A 17,145-nucleotide genomic window follows, 5' to 3' on the forward strand; every position below is an offset into this window, starting at 1 on the left:
TGCTACACGATAATCCCATCAGGTTGCGAACCAGACATCGTTTTACCAACAGGCTGTCGTGTTTCCAGCCGCTCGTAGGTGTAGTCGTCGAGGGAGAAAGTCTTGCTCGCCTTGGTCGACTGATAGGCAGTTGTCGGACGCAGGAACGAGAAATCGCCGTGATGGTCGATGTAGTACGAGTTCGCGTTCGCGCATGCCCTTCCGTGCATCAGCGTGTCGGTAGACCGCGGCCTGATGAAGTCGTAGAAGCGGTCGTTGGCCTCCTGTGTGACGGCTACGGCAGTCGCGCCGCGGCGCCGCGCCTCCGTGATGACGCGCACCGCGTGCCGAGATGCGTTCTCCACCATCACATGCCAGGAGCTACCGCTCCACGCGTACGGTCCGAAGATCATGAACGTATTCGGCAACTGCGGCATGCTGACGCCTTCGTATGCCTTGGCCCGCTCGTTCTGGTAGAAGTCGGCCAAGTCGAAGCCGTCCCGACCCTTCACTGGTCGTAGCCGGAAAACCCGAGGGCTATGCGACATCTCGAAGCCGGTAGCAAGAATCAACACATCGATATCGCGCTCGATGCCGTTGACGTCCTTGACACCGGTCGGAGTGATCTCGGCGATCCCGTCCGTAATCAACTCGACGTTGTCTCGCGTGAACGTCTTGTAGTAGCTGTTCGACACACTCGGCCGTTTGCAGCCGAACCCGTACTCGGGAGTGAGTTTCCGGCGGAGTTCACGGTCACGTACCTGGCTGAACAGAAATATCTGTGTCGCCCACGCAGGAATCTTCGAAATCGGTGCAACCTGCTTGCCGTACACGGTGATTGCGACCAGGCCTACCTCGACGATCGCGGCGACCACGCCGCGGACAGCGGACTGCAAGCCTGGCACGTACTTCAACAACAGTCGGGCGACCCGCGGAATTGCGAAGTCCGGCTTGGCGAATACCCAGATCGCTCGGCGCTGATACACATCCAATCGCCCGGCCACTTTGGCGACCTGGGGAATCATCTGCACCGACGTCGCGCCCGTTCCGATTGCCGCCACCCGCTTTCCGGCCAGCTCGTAGGTGTGGTCCCAGTTCTGAGTTTGGATGATCTTGCCTTCGAACCTGTCCAGGCCCTCGATATCCGGCGTCTTCGGCTCGACGAACGCACCGAGTGCTGTGATGACGAAGCGTGCCGTGACGACGGACCCTGAATCGGTAGTCAGCCGCCACAGGTGGTCGGCTTCGTCCCACTCCCGAGACATCACCTCGGTCCGCAGCCGTAGGTGGCCGCGCAGTCCGTATTTGTCTGCGCAGTGATCGATGTAGGCCTTCACTTCGGCACCCTTGGGGAAGGTCCGCGACCAGTCCGGATTCTTCTCGAACGAGAATTGGTACACGATGCCCGGAACATCCACCGCCACATCGGGATAGTGGTTGTTGTACCAGGTCCCACCGATATCGTCGGACCGCTCGATGATGACGAAGTCGGTGATCCCGGCGCGTTTGAGGGCGATCGCCGCACCGAGACCACCGAAGCCGCCACCGATGATGACGACCTCGTACTGCGGGGCTTTCGGTCCTGAGTTCGAAATCTCTTCGGTATCGATCACATTCGAGCTGGTCATATGGTTCCTCAATGTGTGGCGGACGGAAGCCGAACTGTCTGAGCCGTGATTCGCGATTCGTATTCCTCGCGGCTCACGCGATCGATCGGTCCCATCACGCGGTCCGCGTTGGTGAGCCGCCTGCCCAGCTGCCAGATCACGTCGGGGACGAAAGCCGCGAGATTGAGCAGGGTGACAAGTCCGGGCGGTGCCCCGATCAACGCGGGCCTGCGATCGATGGTGGACACGATGGTCCGCGCCACCCACTCGGGCGAGATGATTCCCAAGCGTTCGACGAAGCGGAACGGGATGCCGTCGACGAGCTGCGTCTGCACCGCGGCCGGCAGCACAGCCGTGACCGAGACACCCGATCCAGCGAGTTCCTCGCGGGCACTTCGCGACAGCCCCGTCGCCGCGTGCTTGGACGCAACATAGCTGGCCAAACCCGGCGAGTGGATCTTGCCCGCAGCAGACGTCACGTTCACGATATGACCGCGACCGCGCGCCACCATTCGTGGCGCTACGACCTTGATCGAGTGGTAATGCGCCCAGAAGTTGACGGCCATCGTTGCGGCCGCAACAGCGTCGTCCTCCTCCAACAGCGGTCCGACTGGCATGATGCCTGCGTTGTTGACCACCACATCGATGGGACCGAGGAGAACCTCCACCGCGTCGATGAACTTCTCGTACGACACTCTGTTGCCGACGTCGCAGGCAAAGCCGGTTACGTTGGGGCCCAACGCTGCAGCGGCAGCCAACGCCGCTTCGAGGGTCAGGTCACCGATAGCAACCCGCGCGCCGTTGTCGAGAAAGCGCTTGGCAGTGGCGAGGCCGATACCCCGCGCGCCGCCGGTGACGACAACGACCGCTCCGTCGAGGTCGATGATGGGATATCTGCTCATAGCGCCACGATCCCGACTGCTGCGTCGACGTCGCGCAGCTCCCCGACCGAACGGCGGCTCCCGAACTCGTAGTCCTCGAACCGGACATGCTTGCTGGAGCGTTGGGCCTTGAACAGCGACGTCGGCCGAATGTAGGGCATATCCCCCTGCGAGTTCACGTAATACGTCCGCAGGCCTTTGTTGACGACGTTGAAGTAGTACGCGATGTTCGCGCCCTGTTTCCGGATCATCCGGTGGTACGTCTCATGCGCCGACGCCGACACTTCGACGACGTCACTCTCGCGACGAAGTGCCTCGGCAATCACGTTGACCGCATGATTCGCGCCGATTTCGACCAGCGCGTGCCAGCCAGTGCCGATCCACGAATACGGCCCGACGAGCATCCACCGGTTGGGCAGCCCAGGGACACTGACGCTTTCGTACGCTTGCAGACGATGCTCGGCGTAGAACCGGCCGAGGTCGAACTCGTCGCGCCCGACGACCGCACCCTCCCGGTAGCTCTCGGGATCGGAAAACAGCTCATATCCTGTGGCGAGAACTATTGCGTCACAGGGATGCTCGATGCCGTCTGCCGTCACGATGCCGTTGGCGCTGATCCGCTCGATTGGCGACGTGATCAGAGCGACGTTGGCACGGTTGAATGCCTGGACGAAGTCGTTCGACAACGTCGGCCGCTTTCCGAGCACGCCGTACGTCGGCGTCAAGGCACGGCGAGTTTCTTTGTCTGACACCTGAGTTCGCAGATATGCGCGATACAGCGCCCGCCCGAGCTTGTCGAACACTCGCGAACCGGGCCGGAAGAGCACGGCAGGCGTCTGCGTGATGGTGTCCAGACCGACCTCGACGGCGAGATAGCCTGCGCCGCTGAGCGTTGCGCCGACACCGGGCATTCCCAGCAGCTTCTGCATCCACGGCCGCATCCGGAAATCGGGTTTGGGTAGGCACCACACCGGCGTGCGCTGATACACCTCGAGTGTCCCGACTCTCGGTGCGATCGTCGGGGTGATCTGCACCGAGCTGGCGCCTGTTCCGATGATGGCAACCCGCTTGCCGTCGAGTTCGTAGGAGTGATCCCAGCCGACCGGGCGCAGGATTTTGCCCGTGAAGTCGCGGTAGCCCGGAATGCCTGGATCTTCCTTCGGGATGATGTAGGCACCGATGGCCGAGATGACGAATCGAGCGGTGATCGGCGTGCCGGTCGCGGTGTGCAGGAGCCAGCACTCTGCATGCTCGTCCCACACCTGGCGAAGGATGTTCACGCCGAAACATGCATGCGGGAGGAGACCGAAGCGCTGTGCGACTTCGCGGTGGTAATCGAGGATTTCCCTGCGCAGTGGAAACATTCGCGACCATCGCGGATTCTTCGCGAACGAGTACTGGTAGGTGAAGCCGGGAACGTCGACGCCCAACCCCGGGTAGTTGTTGTCACGCCAGCTACCGCCGAAATCGTCCTCCCGCTCGAGAATCACGAAGTCGTCGATTCCAGCCTGCTTCAGGCGAACTCCTGCGCAGATGCCGCCCGGACCCGCCCCGATGATCGCGACCTGGTAGTCGGGTTTTGTCATCAATTCGATCCTCCATTTTGCCTGCCTACGCCCAGACTGACACATCATTCATTAAAAGTCGAGATTGACAGACTGATACATCATTCACTTTAATCAGCGCATGAAAATCGCTGCAGCGGTACATCGAAAGACACCGTCGATGATGACGGTCGAGAGCATTCCGGGTACGAGTGTGCGCTCCCGAATCCTCTCCGCACTGATCCGTGCGTTCGTGCGTCCGGTCCTCGTCGCGTTCGGGCGATGGCCCGCACTCCCCTGGCCGTACCGACTGGTCGACATTGCCGGACTGCTATTGCCCGCGTTGCGCGGAACGACGCGTGAGTGGATCGAGCTGCCCGACTGCCGCGCCGAATTGATCACCGGACCAGGCGCACAGCCACACGGCAAAGTGATTCTCTACCTGCACGGCGGCGGATTCATCACCTGTGGGCTGCGCACACATCGACGACTCGTGTCGCGACTCTCGGCGAATGCCCACGTACCGGCACTCAGCGTCGACTACCGGATGCTGCCCAAATCCCCCATCAGCGCAGCGGTAGACGATGCGCTCGCCGCACACGCGTGGCTGGTCGAACAGGGCTACAGTCCCGCGAACATCGTGCTGGCGGGCGATTCCGCAGGCGGCTACCTAGCCCTCGCCACCGCACTAGCACTGGCAGAACGAGGCTTCGGCAAACCGGCTGGCGTGCTGTGCTTTTCGCCGGTCGTCGACCTCTTCCTCGCCCGGAGCGAGAGCCCTGATCGACGTTCCCGCGATCCACTCTTCCCGTTGGGTGCCATCGAGGCAGTGGCAGACATCGCGGCTGCCGCGCAAGCGCTGACAATGGTCGCCGGCGGGGGCGTCGCAACGAAAGACATTCTGGGCGCCGACCTTTCGACACTACCGACAGTCTTGATCCAAACGGGTTCCGACGAGCTGCTCGCCGCCGATTCGCATGCACTCGCCGACAAGCTGGCGATATCGGGAGTTCCCGGCCGACTCGAACTGTGGGCCGGGCAGTTTCACGTTTTTCATGCGGGCGCAGATTTCGTCCCGGAGGGTAAGGCCGCTCTCCGACGCAGTGGCCACTTCATCCGCTCCCTGCCCTTCGCAAGCCAAGACCGCGAAGCGGAGTCCGCATGAGCAGCCCTTTCCTCGACCCGTCGATCAGCGACGGCGAGAAGTCGGTCTACATCCTCAGAGTCGACGGCGTCGACGGTGGCACGGAAGTCACCAGCCTCATCGAGCACGAGGACGACACCTACGTCTCCTCGATCTCAGCGAGCAGGGGCACCGAGTTCGCATTCCTCGTCGAGCAGACCTTCCGTCGCAACGGCGCCACTATGGCCGCGCACTCTTATAAGGCGGAGACCCGCAGCGACGGCGATGTCGTGAGCCGCGAAGAGGGCTACTTCAGCCATACCAAACACATCCAGTTCGGCGGCAACGTCGCCGCGTTTCCTCGCGAGGTCATGCCTGTGATCGGCGGCCTGACGTTGCTGCGCGGCCTCGACTTTCGCAAGGGAACCAAACAGACCGTCGAGGTGTGGCTTGCCTTTTCGATCTGCTGGCCGCTGGAGGTGAAAGTCGAGAAGCACACTCGCGTAGATGTACCAGCAGGCAGCTTCGACGTGTGGCAGGTCCGAGTCCGACCGAGTTTCAGTCAGATCAGTGGACTCCTCGACAAGGTTGTCGCGGGGTTCTTGCCACCGTTCATCGCGCACTTCGAGACTGCGCAGGGCCACCGAATGGTGCGGTTCAGTTTTCCCAGCGGCCCGATGCCATGGAATCCGCGAGGCGTCCTCGAACTCTCGACATAGCCGGCGCTTTTCCCAAAGAGAGCAAATACACGAATGGAATCAATGAAAATGCTGATGAAAGTCTTGCTTGTCGCGACCGTTCTGGCCGCTTTCGGCGTCATCGCCGCACCGGTGCTCGCCTACGTTTTGGCATCCGGCGGGCCGAGGTCCTCCGCCCGGTTCCGCGTGAAACCGGTGACGCAAGCCCACCTAGGAATGTTCGTCGACACCTTGGCGTCGTTCTCGGTGACGAGCCAAGTCGCATTTCCCGACTCACCGGAACGGCTGTGGAAGGCTTTGCTCCACGAACGCGCGTACTCCTGGCTACCGTTCATGAAAGGTGTTGCGTACCTTGATGATCAACAATCGGTAGGCTCGCGTCGCGCAATCCTCGGCACTTTCCTGGCGCTACAAGAACAAATCATCGCGTTCGAGGAAGGTAAGCGGATCGCGTTCTCGGTGACCGGCGCTTCGCTCTACGGACTCGACGCAGGCATCCAGGAGTACGTCATCACGCCGACATCGAACGGCGGCAGCTTGCTCACCTGGACTGTTGCCGGATCACCCAAATTCGTCGGGTTCCTACCGCTGCGCCTCACAACGCCGTTCGTCCGACCGTTCATGAAGCGCAGCATCAAAGGCGTAGGCCGGCTCACTTAGGAGCCGGAGTACCGATCAGCGCGTTGCCACCGTCCTGCGGCCCGAAGTCCGACACGAGAAACGTTCCGTCCTTCTTGATCACCGAAACATTGAGAAGGATCGGCATCGTGGCGGGCTCGGGCTGCTGAATGTTCTGGACCTTCTGCGTGGCGAAGACCGTCACCTTGAACGAGCCGTCGTCACCGTTCTCCACGGCCTCGCGGACCGACTCCCCCGATGACACGACCTGCGCCTGAATGATGACTTGGCGCACCACATCGGACACCGACTTCCACTTGGTCGCAAGTTGGTCGGCCGCACCCTCCTGCACGGCAGCAAGAAACGGATCGACGTTGTTGTAGTTGTAGGTCAGTGACCGCGTCACATAGCCCCGCGCGACCTCGATCGCTTTGCTCTTGTCTGCCGCGTCGGCCTGCAGGACGGCAAGCTGGTCGGCTTTGTCGCTCGCTGCCGAAAGCTTCACGCCCAGGACGCATGTGGCGGCAGCGCCCCCGATGGCCACTGCGGCCAAACCTGGAACGACGAAGCGCCGCCAGCGCGCTGTGGTCACTTCTGGATCATCGTCGGTTGTCATATTCTTTCCTGCCTTCTCATCGACACTTGTTGGCTCACTTGGGAATCGAGACGGCAACTCGGGCCGGTCCGTCGGCGGGAAAGGCCCGCAACAGGATCTCCATCAGCGATCCCAGATCGAGCCGCAGCGGCCGAAGTTGCGCTGTCGCGGGCTTGACCACCGTCGCGATGAACGCGAGGTCGGGTGACAGGGTCGTGATGTATTCGTTCAGCTTGTCGACGACGTGGCCGATAGGTTCTTGCCAGACGCCGTCGCTGACGTCGGCGTACGGCTTCAGGGCCCGAAGGAAATGCAGCAGCTCCGGCGTGGCATTCACGATGTCGCTGGACAACTCGGTCAGCACGGGTCCGTAGCCTGCGACGTTCGCACCGAGAGTCTGGGCGTTGACGTAGATGCGAACGATCTCGTCGCGCTTGTCCTTCAGGGTCTGGGCGATCAACAGTCCCGCATTCGCGACATTGGCAATCTCGGGCCCCGCGTCTGCAATTCCCTGTGTCAGTGCGTCGACGATGCTCTGCAGCGCATCAGGTTTGATCTGCTCGGTCAGCGCGTTCACCTTCGACAGCACGTCGCTCACGGTCACCGTGCTCTTCACCTGACTCGACGGGATGACCGTGCCGTCTGTGACGAACGGCCCTGATGCGCTGACCGGCCTGAACTCGAGGTACTGCTCACCCGCCGCCGACAGATTCGCAATCCGTACTTCGCTGTCCAGCGGGATGTCGTAGGCGGCATCGAGTTTCAACGTGGCGGCGAGCCCGTGCTCGGTGACCGCGATAGCGGCGACTTTGCCGACTTTCAGTCCCCGCAGCAAGACTTGCGACGTATCCATCAGACCGCCCGAGGTGGTGAGCTCGACGGTCACCTCGTTGTAGTCCTTGCGGGGGTCGATATCGAGAACGCCGACGGTCAGGTAGCCGACCTCGACCACCGTCGTGACCGCAAGCAGCGCAAGGGAAACCGACGCGGGAATCTTCACCGAAGCATTCCGATCGATCGAAGCGTAGCGATGAGGTTGTCGACGTACTGAGTGCTGTCCTGGCGACCGTTACCGGGATCGATCCAGTGAATGCGGACGTTCGGTGAACCGGCGTTCAGGAATGGGATCAGTCTGTCGCGAAACAGTCCGATCGCGCTGTCGACATTCTCTCGTACGGTGATGTCGGCCCGAGATACCGCCCGCAACAATGGAGTTGCCACCGAGATGATGTCGTGGAGGTCCCCCTCGATCGGGACGAGGAGGTCACCGACATGGCGGGTCAGGTACCCGATATCGAGAATCAGGTCGACGATGTCGAGAGAGACCTCTGCCACCGCACCGAAACGCGCGGGCCCGTCAGCGAGGACGCGGTCGACGTCGGACCGGTTGGCGACCAACGTATTCGAGATCGTCGCAGCTGTGTCGAGTATGCGGTCGAGCGCGTCGGTGTTCGCGCTGAGATCGTGCAGCGCTGTTACTCCAGCTTTACGTATGCGCTCGAATTCGGCCGCATCAGGAAATGCCCGGTTCGCGGTATTCACAAGATCGGTCAGTGTGGCGAACGAACTTCCGGTCACCAGAGTCGAGAGACTACGCAGAACATTCTCGACGTTGTTGGCCGGAATGGTCTGCCGCTCTGGAATGACATCGCCGTCGGCGAGGAATGGGCCTGGACTGTTCTTCGGCGGTTGCAAAGAGATGTAGATATCACCGAGGATCGTGGATTGTCGCAGCTCAGCCGTGGTGTCGACAGGCAGCTGAACCTGGCTCTGCAGGTCGATCGTTGCCACCGCGAGCTGATTCTTCAATTCGACTCCGGTCAGCACGCCGACACCGACACCATCGACGACAACTTTGGCCTTCGCCGGCAGCTGAAGCACGCTGGCAAATTCAATCGAGACCGAATACTTCTCCCCCGCAACATAAGTGCCGGGAATCGGGATGTCCGTCGGATCGGCGCTGCAACCGGCTACGAGTGCGACAGCTGCGAGTCCAACAATCGATCGAAGCCACACCGCCCGGTTCATCGAGATCCTGCCGATCCGAGCAGGAGCGTGAAGAGGCTCGGTGCCCGGTAGGTCAGTTGCGCAGCACCGAGGCCGGGGTTGAGTAGGGCCGACAACCCACCCGTCACCTTGGGTAACTGATCGAGAATGTCTTTGATGTCGCCTGCGCGACTCAGAATCGCATGGGTGATCGGCACTGCCTGGTCGAGCAGACCGAACACTTGGTTCTGATACTTCCGGAAGTTCCGGACAATGACGGGGAGAAAGTCGACCGCGATGTCGACAGCTGTCGCGAATTCGCGGGCAAATCCCTCGACTGTTTTCATCGTCTCGGTGATGTTGTCGAGGGTCGTCTGGAAGTCGGCGAAGTTCGTCACGAACATACTGGTCAGAGAATCGACGTTGTCGATCATTCGCCGCATCACCGAGTCGCGTGAAGCCGGGTCCCCGATCATCGCCGACGCTTGCTTGATCGCCTGATTGATCTGCGGCCCGGTGCCTTCCAGCACTCGAGCGGCCGTGTCGACGGTCTCACCGAGAACCGCAGCGCTCGCGGAGTCGCCCATCGGCTCACCATGGCCGCCGAGCAGGTCCGACGCGAGCGTGTCGATCGCGTCGAACGCTTCGCTGATCCCTTTGGGCGTTCGGGTCCGCTCCAACGGAATACAGTGGGAAGTATCGTATTTCGGTCCGTCGGTATATGCCTGCGTCAGCTCGAGCCGACGATCGGTGACTATAGAACTGGCGACGGTCACCGCGCCCACATCGGCGGGGACGGCGATGTCGGCGTCGATGTGGAAGTCGACGCGCATTCGGTCGCCGAGCGGGGTGATGGCATCCACCGCACCGATGTCGATCCCGAGAAGTGACACGTTGTTTCCGACATAGAGTCCGATCGTGTCGGACAGCTCGGCACACATCGCGACAGCCGGGGCCACGTGCCGGTAGGCAGCTCTACCTGCCACTACAGCGGCGATCGCAACAATGACCACGACGATTGCCGCACCCACCGTCGTGATTACTCGCTTCGAGTTCGACATCGCTAGCACCCCTTGCCCGGTGTCGGAATACAGAACGCAGGCCCTGGAATGACGGCGTGCGACTGGTCGATCGTCACACCGTTGCCGAGTCCTATTGCGTCGCTGAGCTTGTGAATGAATCCCTGCAATTGGGTGATCACCGAGTCGATCCCGGCTTGGTCGGCAACGAGCTTGTTGAACAGCTGCTCGACCTGGTCGACCGACGGTTCGATTCCCTCGGCGTAGGCCAGCACCGGCCGATGAATGAAGGCGAACAGTCTGCGCAGCAGGTTGAAGACCTGGACTACTTCGACTCGGCGCTGCCCGAGCTCGACGGTCACGACACCGAGTTCTCGAAAGACCTGCGCCAATTGGGCTTTGTCGCTGTCGACGGCGGCCAGGTATTCGTCGGAGATGTCGAGACCCTTCTGGAGCTGGTCCGATCGTTTCGCAACGATGTCCGTCAACGACGTGGCGTTGTCGAGCAATTGCCGAATTGCGTCGGGCTGCCCACTGATCGCACGATTCACTTCGTCGACCGTCGCCCGCAGCGTCGCTGCGTCCACCTGTTGGAGAACGGGCGTCCCCTTTTCGAGGACGTCGCCGATCTCGAAAGGTAGCGCAGTCCGCTCCGCGGGAATGTGCCGCTCACCCAGCGCTTCGTCGCCCGCGGTCGTCAATGCTATGTAGCGCCCGCCGATCGGGGTCAGCAACTTGATCTCGACGGCGGCCATGTCGCCAACGTGCACATCGTCATCCACGGCGAACTCGAGGTACACGCGATTGCCGTGTAAGGAGACCGAGGTGACCTTGCCGACCTTGATGCCTGCCACCCTGACCTCGTCACCGGCGCGTGCTCCACCCGACGACCGGAGTTCGGCGGTGTAGCTGTGCTGCCCGAGCGGAAAGACGAAGAGTGCCGCCGCTGCGAGCAGGCCAACGACGCATGCGAACACACCGACGACACCGAGCAGTAACTGCGTTCGGTTCTGCGTGTGCTCGTCGCGCGACCGCCACCGCAGCTTCATCTGCACACCACCAGCCGCTGATTGCCGAGGACCACGTTTCCGATTCCTGGGACATCGACATTGCCTGCACTACAGGTGTATTGCGTGCCCGGTCCGCCAGCGGTAAGGCCCTGGTTCAGCGCAACGAGCAAGCCGGGCAACAAGGTCAACACATCCACGATCTGGCCCGTCTGCGGCAGTAGTCGGCGGAGCAAGCCATCGATCGGCAGATAGTTGTCGTCGTAAACGGCTTGCGCTTCTTCGAGGAGCGACATCCCAGGCACCAGCGCACGATTCGCTTGTTTCACCGCGTCGACGATTCCGCCGATTTGCGACGTGAACTTCGACAACACTCCCTCGAGTTGGTGGATCAAGTCGCCGACCTGTTGTGATTTCCCGCCGATTTGATCCGATATCGCACCGAGGTTGTCGATGAGCACGACGATCAGTCCCTCTCGGTCCTTGGCGAATGTGCTCAGCTTTTCGATGTCGGTGAGCGCGGGAGCAATGCCGGACGGGTCACCTTGGACGACTCGCAACATGTTCTGCGCGAACAAATTCAGTGCCGACGGATCCAAAGTGTCGAACAGGGGCCCGAATCCGTTGAACAGTTTCGTCACGTCGAACGAGGCAGTCGTTCGATCGACGGGAATCTCGGTCCCCACTGCCACTACCGAGCCGAGCGGCGCGGGGTTTGCCAGCCCGACATAGCGCTGACCGACGAGGTCTTGGTACAGCACGGCCGCTCGAGTGTTGGAGTACACGGGCTGCGAATCGACGACCGTAAAGGTCACCTTGGCGTACGGGTCCTCGAGATCGATGGCGGTGACCTTGCCAACCGGAACGCCCGCAATTCGAACGTCGTTTCCGACGAACAGACCGGACACATCCGAAAAGACGGCGCTGTAACTGTGCGCGGTCCCCTGCACGGGAGAACGCAGAGCGGTGACGATGACGTAGGTGCAACCCGCGATCACCAAGAGAAAGACACAGAAGCGGACCGCTGCGCCGCGCCACGCCGCCATTACCGCGCTCCTGCCGGCAGCGAATCGAGCAAGTACGGCATGTCGGTGAGAATTATGTCCAATTGCAACTGCACGTTCCCATCGACAACAGGAAATGCGCCCTTGACTCGGTCGAGTAGCGTGCCGAGCTTGTTGTAGGTAGGCGCAATGGTCGCAGCGGAAGCAAATATTGGCACAGCAACGTCCAATGCTGCATCGATAACGGTGGCGAGGTTTGCGTTGTTCACGCTGAGCAAGTCGCCGACTTTCTTGACCAGTTCCTTGTCGAGACCGGAAATCGCGCGCCTGACCTTGTCCTTGGTTGCAGGATCGGCAAGATAGTCGGCGCTGTCCAAAATCCCCTGAACAAGAGCAATCGTCGGCTCCGTGACGTCCGACGCGCCATCGAGAACCGACGCTCCGGCCTGAATGAGGTCGGCGAGTGGCCGCTGCTGGTTGTCCGCGATCAACGATGCCGTATCGAAGAACGACGTCAGGATCGGACCGATTGCTTGGGCGTTCGAGGCGAGCGTATCGAGCAGCGCTCGTGCCGAGTCCGAGTCGAACAGTGCGGTGAGTTGGGAGGCACGCCTGAGCACTCCGGTGACGGTCGCGTTGGTGCTGTTCTCCCCGATGATCAGGGTCTTCCCCTCGCGCAGCGGCGCCCCGCCGCCGGTATTGACAAGCTCGATTGCCGTGCTCCCGAACACATTCGACGACGTGAACCTGGCCGAGACATTGTCGGTGAGCGCGCTCGCCTGATTGCGGTCGATCGCGAGATCCAGCAGCTGGTGCCCGTAGCCGAGTGTCTCGATCTTGGTGACTGTGCCGATGCCCAGGCCCCGAAACTTCACCTCGGCACCGGCGGCGAGACCTTCGCCGAGTGTGGCGGCATCGATCTTCAATTCGAAGTCGTCTCGAAAGTAACCTTTCGAGTAGGAGAACAACAGGCCGGAGACCAACAGCAGTGCGACGGCGGCGACAGCTCCACGAATTCGAAGTGCGCGCGTACTCGCCGCTCGTCCGGATAGATCTTGGAATAGGGGCATCGCTTATCCGGAAATCTTGATGCCGGAGTCGAAACCCCAGAAGATTATCGTGAGAATCATGTCGATGATGACAACAAGAATCAAACTCGCTCTGATTGCGCGTCCCGATGATCGACCCAAACCCTCCGGACCACCGGTCGTGTAAAAACCTTGGTACCCATGGACCAAGATAATCACGACAACGAAAATCGACGCCTTGACGACGGAAGCAACTACGTCCGTTGATCTAATGAAGGCATCGAAATAGTGGTAATAGGTTCCGGCCGATTGGCCGTGCAACACGTTCACGACGAATACGCACGATAGATAGCTGACGATGAGGGTCAGCAGATAGAGGGGAATGATGGTGATCAGTCCGGCGACGACGCGCGTCGTGACAACGAACGGAATCGGGTGAATCCCGCTCGCCTCCAGCGCATCGATCTCTTCCGATATGCGCATGGCGCCGATCTCAGCGGTCATTCGACAGCCGGCCTGCGCAGCGAATCCGATGGCCGCCACCATCGGTGCGAACTCGCGCGTGTTCGCGTATGCGGAGACGAAGCCGGTGAGCGGCCCCATCCCAACCATGTCGAGGGCGTTGAAACCCTCCACACCAATCGATCCACCGACCGCCACCCCGAGGAAGGCCAGCACAGCGACCGTGCCGCCGCCGACGATGATGGACCCGCTCCCCCACGTGATATCGGTCAAAGTCAGCATCATCTGTCGGCGATAGTGCTTCAGCGTGTGCGGCACTGCGCGCAGCACCAAGTAGGCAAAAGTGAATTGATGACCGAGATTGTCGAACAGCGCTAAAGGCTTGGTGCCGATGTCGCGGACCCTTCGGATGGCCAAAGGATCATGTTCCGACGCAACCATCAGCCGACCTTGGTCGGGAGGAACATCGAAACCAGTTGGGTCAAAACGAGGTTTACACCGAACGCGGCCACGACCCCGATGACGACCGACGCATTCACCGCGTCCGCAACGCCTTTCGGTCCGCCTTTGGCTTCCAACCCGCGCTGACAGGCCACGACGATGACGATGACCCCGAAGATCATCGACTTGGCGAGGGCCACATACAGATCGGTCAGGGACGCGAACGACGAGAAGGACGAGATATAGCTGCCCGGCGTACCGCCCTGGAAGACGACGTTGATGAAGTAGCCCGCGGACAAACCCATGAAGATGATCAGCATGCAGAGCAGCGGTGCCAGGATGGCCATCGCCGCGAGCCTCGGCGCAACGAGCCTGCGGCTGGGATCGATTCCCATCGTGCGGAGCGCTTCGATTTCCTCACGGACGGTCCGCGCACCGAGATCTGCGGCGACCGCCGACCCGGCGGCGCCTCCCAGCAGCAATGCCGCCACGATCGGCGCTCCCTGCCGAATGACGCCGAGTCCGCCAGCTGCACCTGCGACCGAGGATGCCCCGACCTGCTGGGTGAGACTGCCGACCTGAACGGAGACGATGACGCCGAACGGGACTGACACGAGTACTGCCGGTATTGCCGTCACCGTGGCAATGAACCAGCACTGCACGACGGTCTCTCGCCACGGATGGCGTAGCCGAACGACGTCGACCACCAGGTAGCGAATCGAAGATGTGGCCAGTTGCAGTGAACGCCCGAATGTTCGCAATCCGGTGAGCGACAGGGTCAATGCGTACTCGACGAATCGCTCGACAAGTGATCCCGTTCGCTGTCGTGTCTCGACCGTCTCGCTCGACGTCGTTGCGTTCAAGTGCTCGACTTCTCCCACATTGGAGTTGGCAGGTCAGGTCGCTGAATTTAACAGACTGATATCTCATTCGGCAAATGTAAATCTTGCTCCCGCGCCTTGGTGCGCGCGCGGCCGGAGCCTTAACCCACCCGTGTCGGCGTGTCGTCGGCGCGTCGCGGGACGGTCCGGCGTGTCGTCATCGTTCGGAAATGGCGAGCGAGAACGATTGCGGCGTTGCAGTTTTCACACTGCCCCGAAAGCCCACACCGGAGGACAGACCGTTGACCGGACCTGACGACACAGCCATCGATCGCCCCGGCACTCCCCCGCCCGCGGTACTTCGGGGCGCATTGGTGGCCGCAGTCGCCATCACGATTGTGATAGCCATGGCAAGTTTCGTTTTGTCGTTCTCGGTGCTGTGGGACCTCGCGACGATGGCAGGGTTGCCACACCAACTGTCGTGGCTCTGGCCGGTCGTCGTCGACGGCACGATCTTGCAAGCCACGATCTCGGTCGTCGCCCTTGCGCCGTACGAGCAGCAACGTCGCGGACGCCGGTTCTTCTGGGCCGTGCTCGGGGTCTCCGCGCTGGTCAGCGTTGCCTCCAATGCCGTGCACGCCGTCGTCGCGGCGACCGCCGACCTGCCGCCGATGCTTGCCGCTGCGATCGCGACCGCCGCGCCCATCTCATTGCTGGCCGCAACGCATGGAATCGCTGTGCTTTCGAAGCTGAAAGTCGAGACGCCTGCGGTCGAAGTGACCTCAACCAAAGACGTGATCACAGTCGTCGACCAGGTCCGTACCGTCGAAGTCGAGCTCATAGGTGAGCCCGAAGAGCAAGCGCCACAACCGGTTACCGAACAAGTGCCGTCCGTCGTCGACGAACCCGGCAAGCACCACATCACCGACGACACCTGGGATCGAGTGGCCGCCCAACTAGAGCGGGATCAACTCACCACACGCCCGGTCGCGGAGGTCACGAAGATCCTGCAGTTGCGGTACGCGCACGACATGTCGAAGACGCAAATCGCCCGCGAGCTCGCACTGCACCACTCGACGGTCGGTCGCGTGCTCGACGCCGCGGCGTCGGTCCTTCGTCCGCAACCCGCGGGGCGCACTTGGATATGGCGCCCCGGCCCAGCCGCCCCCGCAAGGACCCCGCGGCGGGCGTGCTGACCGCAGTCCGCTAGTCGGCGTGTTTCGCATAAGCCCTCGCGTGCCCCGTTGAACCCGTATGCATTTGGGTATACCGATTGCAAGGCAAACGAGGAGATACAGATGAATGTCAACGGCATACCAGCAAAGTTCGCCATCGCGACGAGCGCAATCGCGGTCCTGTGTCTCACAGGGTGCTCCGAAGTCAAGGAAGCTGTGAACAAGGGCGGCGACACCCCCTGCAGCGAATTCGTCAAACAAGACCAAGACAAGCAGCGCGTCACGATCACGAAGTTCCTGAAGGAGAACAGCAACAGCGACAGCGAGCCTGCAGGCACGGCGGTCGACGCGTCGATCGTCGCGGTGGGCCTGCTCTGCTCCGTCCAGGCCAACGCGGACGCTCCAATCAAAAAGGCCGACCTGGGCGGCATCTTCACGCCGAAGTAGTCAGATGTCCAACTCCCGATAATTCTGTCTCGTTTTGATAGCGAGAAGATAACGAATGTGTCACACTGGGTGGGCACTTTCGGGAGTGAGGTCATCATGCAGACGCTAGATTCGGCCGTCATAGATTCTTCTCCGAGCCGCCAACATCCAGTCGCGATCTATCTCGTTCTCACCCCGTTGCCAGGGGCGACAACTCCGATCTGTGACGTTGCAACCAAGGCGCTCAACACTATTCACGGCATGTTGCGCGAGTACGGCCTCGACATCACCCGGACCCGCGGCGAGGAGTTCGGCCACGTCGGCGCACCGGTCGTCTACCCGATGGACCCGGCCACGGCAGGCAGCCTCGCTGCGGTGATGATCGACGACACCGAGCGCCGAGGCGTCGCATTCGAGTTCTCGGGCATAGCGGCGTCGATCTTGACCGATCACTTGCACGCCTATACGCAGCGAGTGGGTCGCGAACTCGGTGCTACTGCGGACCTGTTCGCGTCGGGGTCGGACCGATGACCGCGCCATCGGTCCACGATGCTGCCCTCGACATCGTCGCAGCGACGATGCGGGAACGAAGTATCAACATGGTGGGCGCGGCGAAGCCCTGGAACGAAATCGGCGACAGCGCGAAAGACCGGTGGCGCTCCGAAGCAGCGCCTTACCTCGACGCGTTGGCGACCGCCGGGGTGGCGTTGTTTCGACGACACCACTGACAC

19 protein-coding genes are annotated in these 17,145 nt (G+C 61.5%); 7 read left to right on the plus strand and 12 right to left on the minus strand.

What is annotated here, in order from left to right; all coding sequences use genetic code 11:
* Positions 1–2 precede the first annotated feature (2 nt).
* Genes FGL95_RS20645 through FGL95_RS20655 form a run of 3 tightly spaced genes read right to left on the minus strand, consistent with a single transcriptional unit; the run spans position 3 to position 4,053 of the window.
* The gene (locus FGL95_RS20645; protein WP_169590286.1) at positions 3–1,607 is read right to left on the minus strand and encodes a flavin-containing monooxygenase; all 1,605 of its coding nucleotides are present in this window, start codon (positions 1,605–1,607) and stop codon (positions 3–5) included.
* An 8-nt stretch (positions 1,608–1,615) separates the two neighbouring features.
* The gene (locus FGL95_RS20650; protein WP_169590288.1) at positions 1,616–2,488 is read right to left on the minus strand and encodes an SDR family NAD(P)-dependent oxidoreductase; all 873 of its coding nucleotides are present in this window, start codon (positions 2,486–2,488) and stop codon (positions 1,616–1,618) included.
* Positions 2,485–4,053, minus strand: coding sequence for a flavin-containing monooxygenase (locus FGL95_RS20655; protein WP_169590290.1), 1,569 nt, complete (start codon positions 4,051–4,053; stop codon positions 2,485–2,487). The genes FGL95_RS20650 and FGL95_RS20655 overlap by 4 nt, the downstream gene beginning before the upstream one ends.
* Positions 4,054–4,153: 100 nt before the next feature.
* Here FGL95_RS20655 and FGL95_RS20660 point away from each other — a divergent pair, with 100 nt between their 5' ends.
* From FGL95_RS20660 to FGL95_RS20670, 3 genes are read left to right on the plus strand one after another with little or no spacing between them, the layout of a single operon-like run.
* Entirely contained in the window at positions 4,154–5,176 is a 1,023-nt protein-coding gene (locus FGL95_RS20660; protein ID WP_169590292.1) for an alpha/beta hydrolase, read from the plus strand.
* Entirely contained in the window at positions 5,173–5,853 is a 681-nt protein-coding gene (locus FGL95_RS20665) for a hypothetical protein (RefSeq protein WP_169590294.1), read from the plus strand. Before FGL95_RS20660 ends, FGL95_RS20665 begins: the two co-directional genes overlap by 4 nt.
* Before the next feature lie 54 nt (positions 5,854–5,907).
* The gene (locus tag FGL95_RS20670) at positions 5,908–6,492 is read left to right on the plus strand and encodes an SRPBCC family protein (protein ID WP_169590296.1); all 585 of its coding nucleotides are present in this window, start codon (positions 5,908–5,910) and stop codon (positions 6,490–6,492) included.
* On the opposite strand, the gene FGL95_RS20675 is transcribed toward FGL95_RS20670, so the two are convergent.
* From FGL95_RS20675 to FGL95_RS20715, 9 genes are read right to left on the minus strand one after another with little or no spacing between them, the layout of a single operon-like run.
* Positions 6,485–7,066 (minus strand): hypothetical protein, encoded by a 582-nt coding sequence (locus FGL95_RS20675; RefSeq protein ID WP_169590298.1) that lies wholly within the window; start codon positions 7,064–7,066, stop codon positions 6,485–6,487. The two genes, FGL95_RS20670 and FGL95_RS20675, sit on opposite strands and share 8 nt — an antisense overlap.
* 34 nt (positions 7,067–7,100) lie before the next feature.
* On the minus strand, positions 7,101–8,045 hold the full coding sequence (locus FGL95_RS20680) for an MlaD family protein (protein WP_169590300.1): 945 nt from the start codon (positions 8,043–8,045) through the stop codon (positions 7,101–7,103).
* Complete coding sequence (locus FGL95_RS20685) at positions 8,042–9,073, minus strand: MlaD family protein (protein ID WP_169590302.1); 1,032 nt, start codon at positions 9,071–9,073, stop codon at positions 8,042–8,044. Before FGL95_RS20685 ends, FGL95_RS20680 begins: the two co-directional genes overlap by 4 nt.
* Positions 9,070–10,092, minus strand: coding sequence for an MCE family protein (locus FGL95_RS20690; protein WP_169590304.1), 1,023 nt, complete (start codon positions 10,090–10,092; stop codon positions 9,070–9,072). Before FGL95_RS20690 ends, FGL95_RS20685 begins: the two co-directional genes overlap by 4 nt.
* 2 nt (positions 10,093–10,094) lie before the next feature.
* Complete coding sequence (locus FGL95_RS20695) at positions 10,095–11,099, minus strand: MlaD family protein (protein WP_169590306.1); 1,005 nt, start codon at positions 11,097–11,099, stop codon at positions 10,095–10,097.
* On the minus strand, positions 11,096–12,103 hold the full coding sequence (locus FGL95_RS20700) for an MlaD family protein (protein WP_169590308.1): 1,008 nt from the start codon (positions 12,101–12,103) through the stop codon (positions 11,096–11,098). Before FGL95_RS20700 ends, FGL95_RS20695 begins: the two co-directional genes overlap by 4 nt.
* Positions 12,103–13,131: an MlaD family protein gene (locus tag FGL95_RS20705; RefSeq protein WP_169590310.1), complete on the minus strand. Its 1,029-nt coding sequence runs from the start codon at positions 13,129–13,131 to the stop codon at positions 12,103–12,105. Before FGL95_RS20705 ends, FGL95_RS20700 begins: the two co-directional genes overlap by 1 nt.
* Positions 13,132–13,134: 3 nt before the next feature.
* Entirely contained in the window at positions 13,135–13,992 is an 858-nt protein-coding gene (locus FGL95_RS20710) for an MlaE family ABC transporter permease (protein WP_169590312.1), read from the minus strand.
* Positions 13,992–14,873: an MlaE family ABC transporter permease gene (locus tag FGL95_RS20715; protein WP_169590314.1), complete on the minus strand. Its 882-nt coding sequence runs from the start codon at positions 14,871–14,873 to the stop codon at positions 13,992–13,994. Before FGL95_RS20715 ends, FGL95_RS20710 begins: the two co-directional genes overlap by 1 nt.
* 170 nt (positions 14,874–15,043) lie before the next feature.
* On the opposite strand from FGL95_RS20715, the gene FGL95_RS20720 reads away from it, so the two are divergent.
* The 4 genes from FGL95_RS20720 to FGL95_RS20735 all read left to right on the plus strand — a co-directional run bounded on the left by FGL95_RS20720 (position 15,044) and on the right by FGL95_RS20735 (position 17,142).
* Positions 15,044–16,009, plus strand: a complete 966-nt coding sequence (locus FGL95_RS20720; RefSeq protein WP_169590316.1) for a DUF2637 domain-containing protein — start codon at positions 15,044–15,046, stop codon at positions 16,007–16,009.
* 102 nt (positions 16,010–16,111) lie between these two features.
* Positions 16,112–16,435, plus strand: a complete 324-nt coding sequence (locus tag FGL95_RS20725; protein WP_169590318.1) for a hypothetical protein — start codon at positions 16,112–16,114, stop codon at positions 16,433–16,435.
* A 96-nt stretch (positions 16,436–16,531) separates the two neighbouring features.
* Entirely contained in the window at positions 16,532–16,945 is a 414-nt protein-coding gene (locus FGL95_RS20730; RefSeq protein WP_169590320.1) for a hypothetical protein, read from the plus strand.
* Positions 16,942–17,142: a hypothetical protein gene (locus FGL95_RS20735; protein ID WP_169590322.1), complete on the plus strand. Its 201-nt coding sequence runs from the start codon at positions 16,942–16,944 to the stop codon at positions 17,140–17,142. Before FGL95_RS20730 ends, FGL95_RS20735 begins: the two co-directional genes overlap by 4 nt.
* Positions 17,143–17,145 lie beyond the last annotated feature (3 nt).

Source organism: Antrihabitans stalactiti, assembly GCF_012932915.1.
In the GTDB taxonomy this organism is placed as follows: Bacteria; Actinomycetota; Actinomycetes; order Mycobacteriales; family Mycobacteriaceae; genus Antrihabitans; species Antrihabitans stalactiti.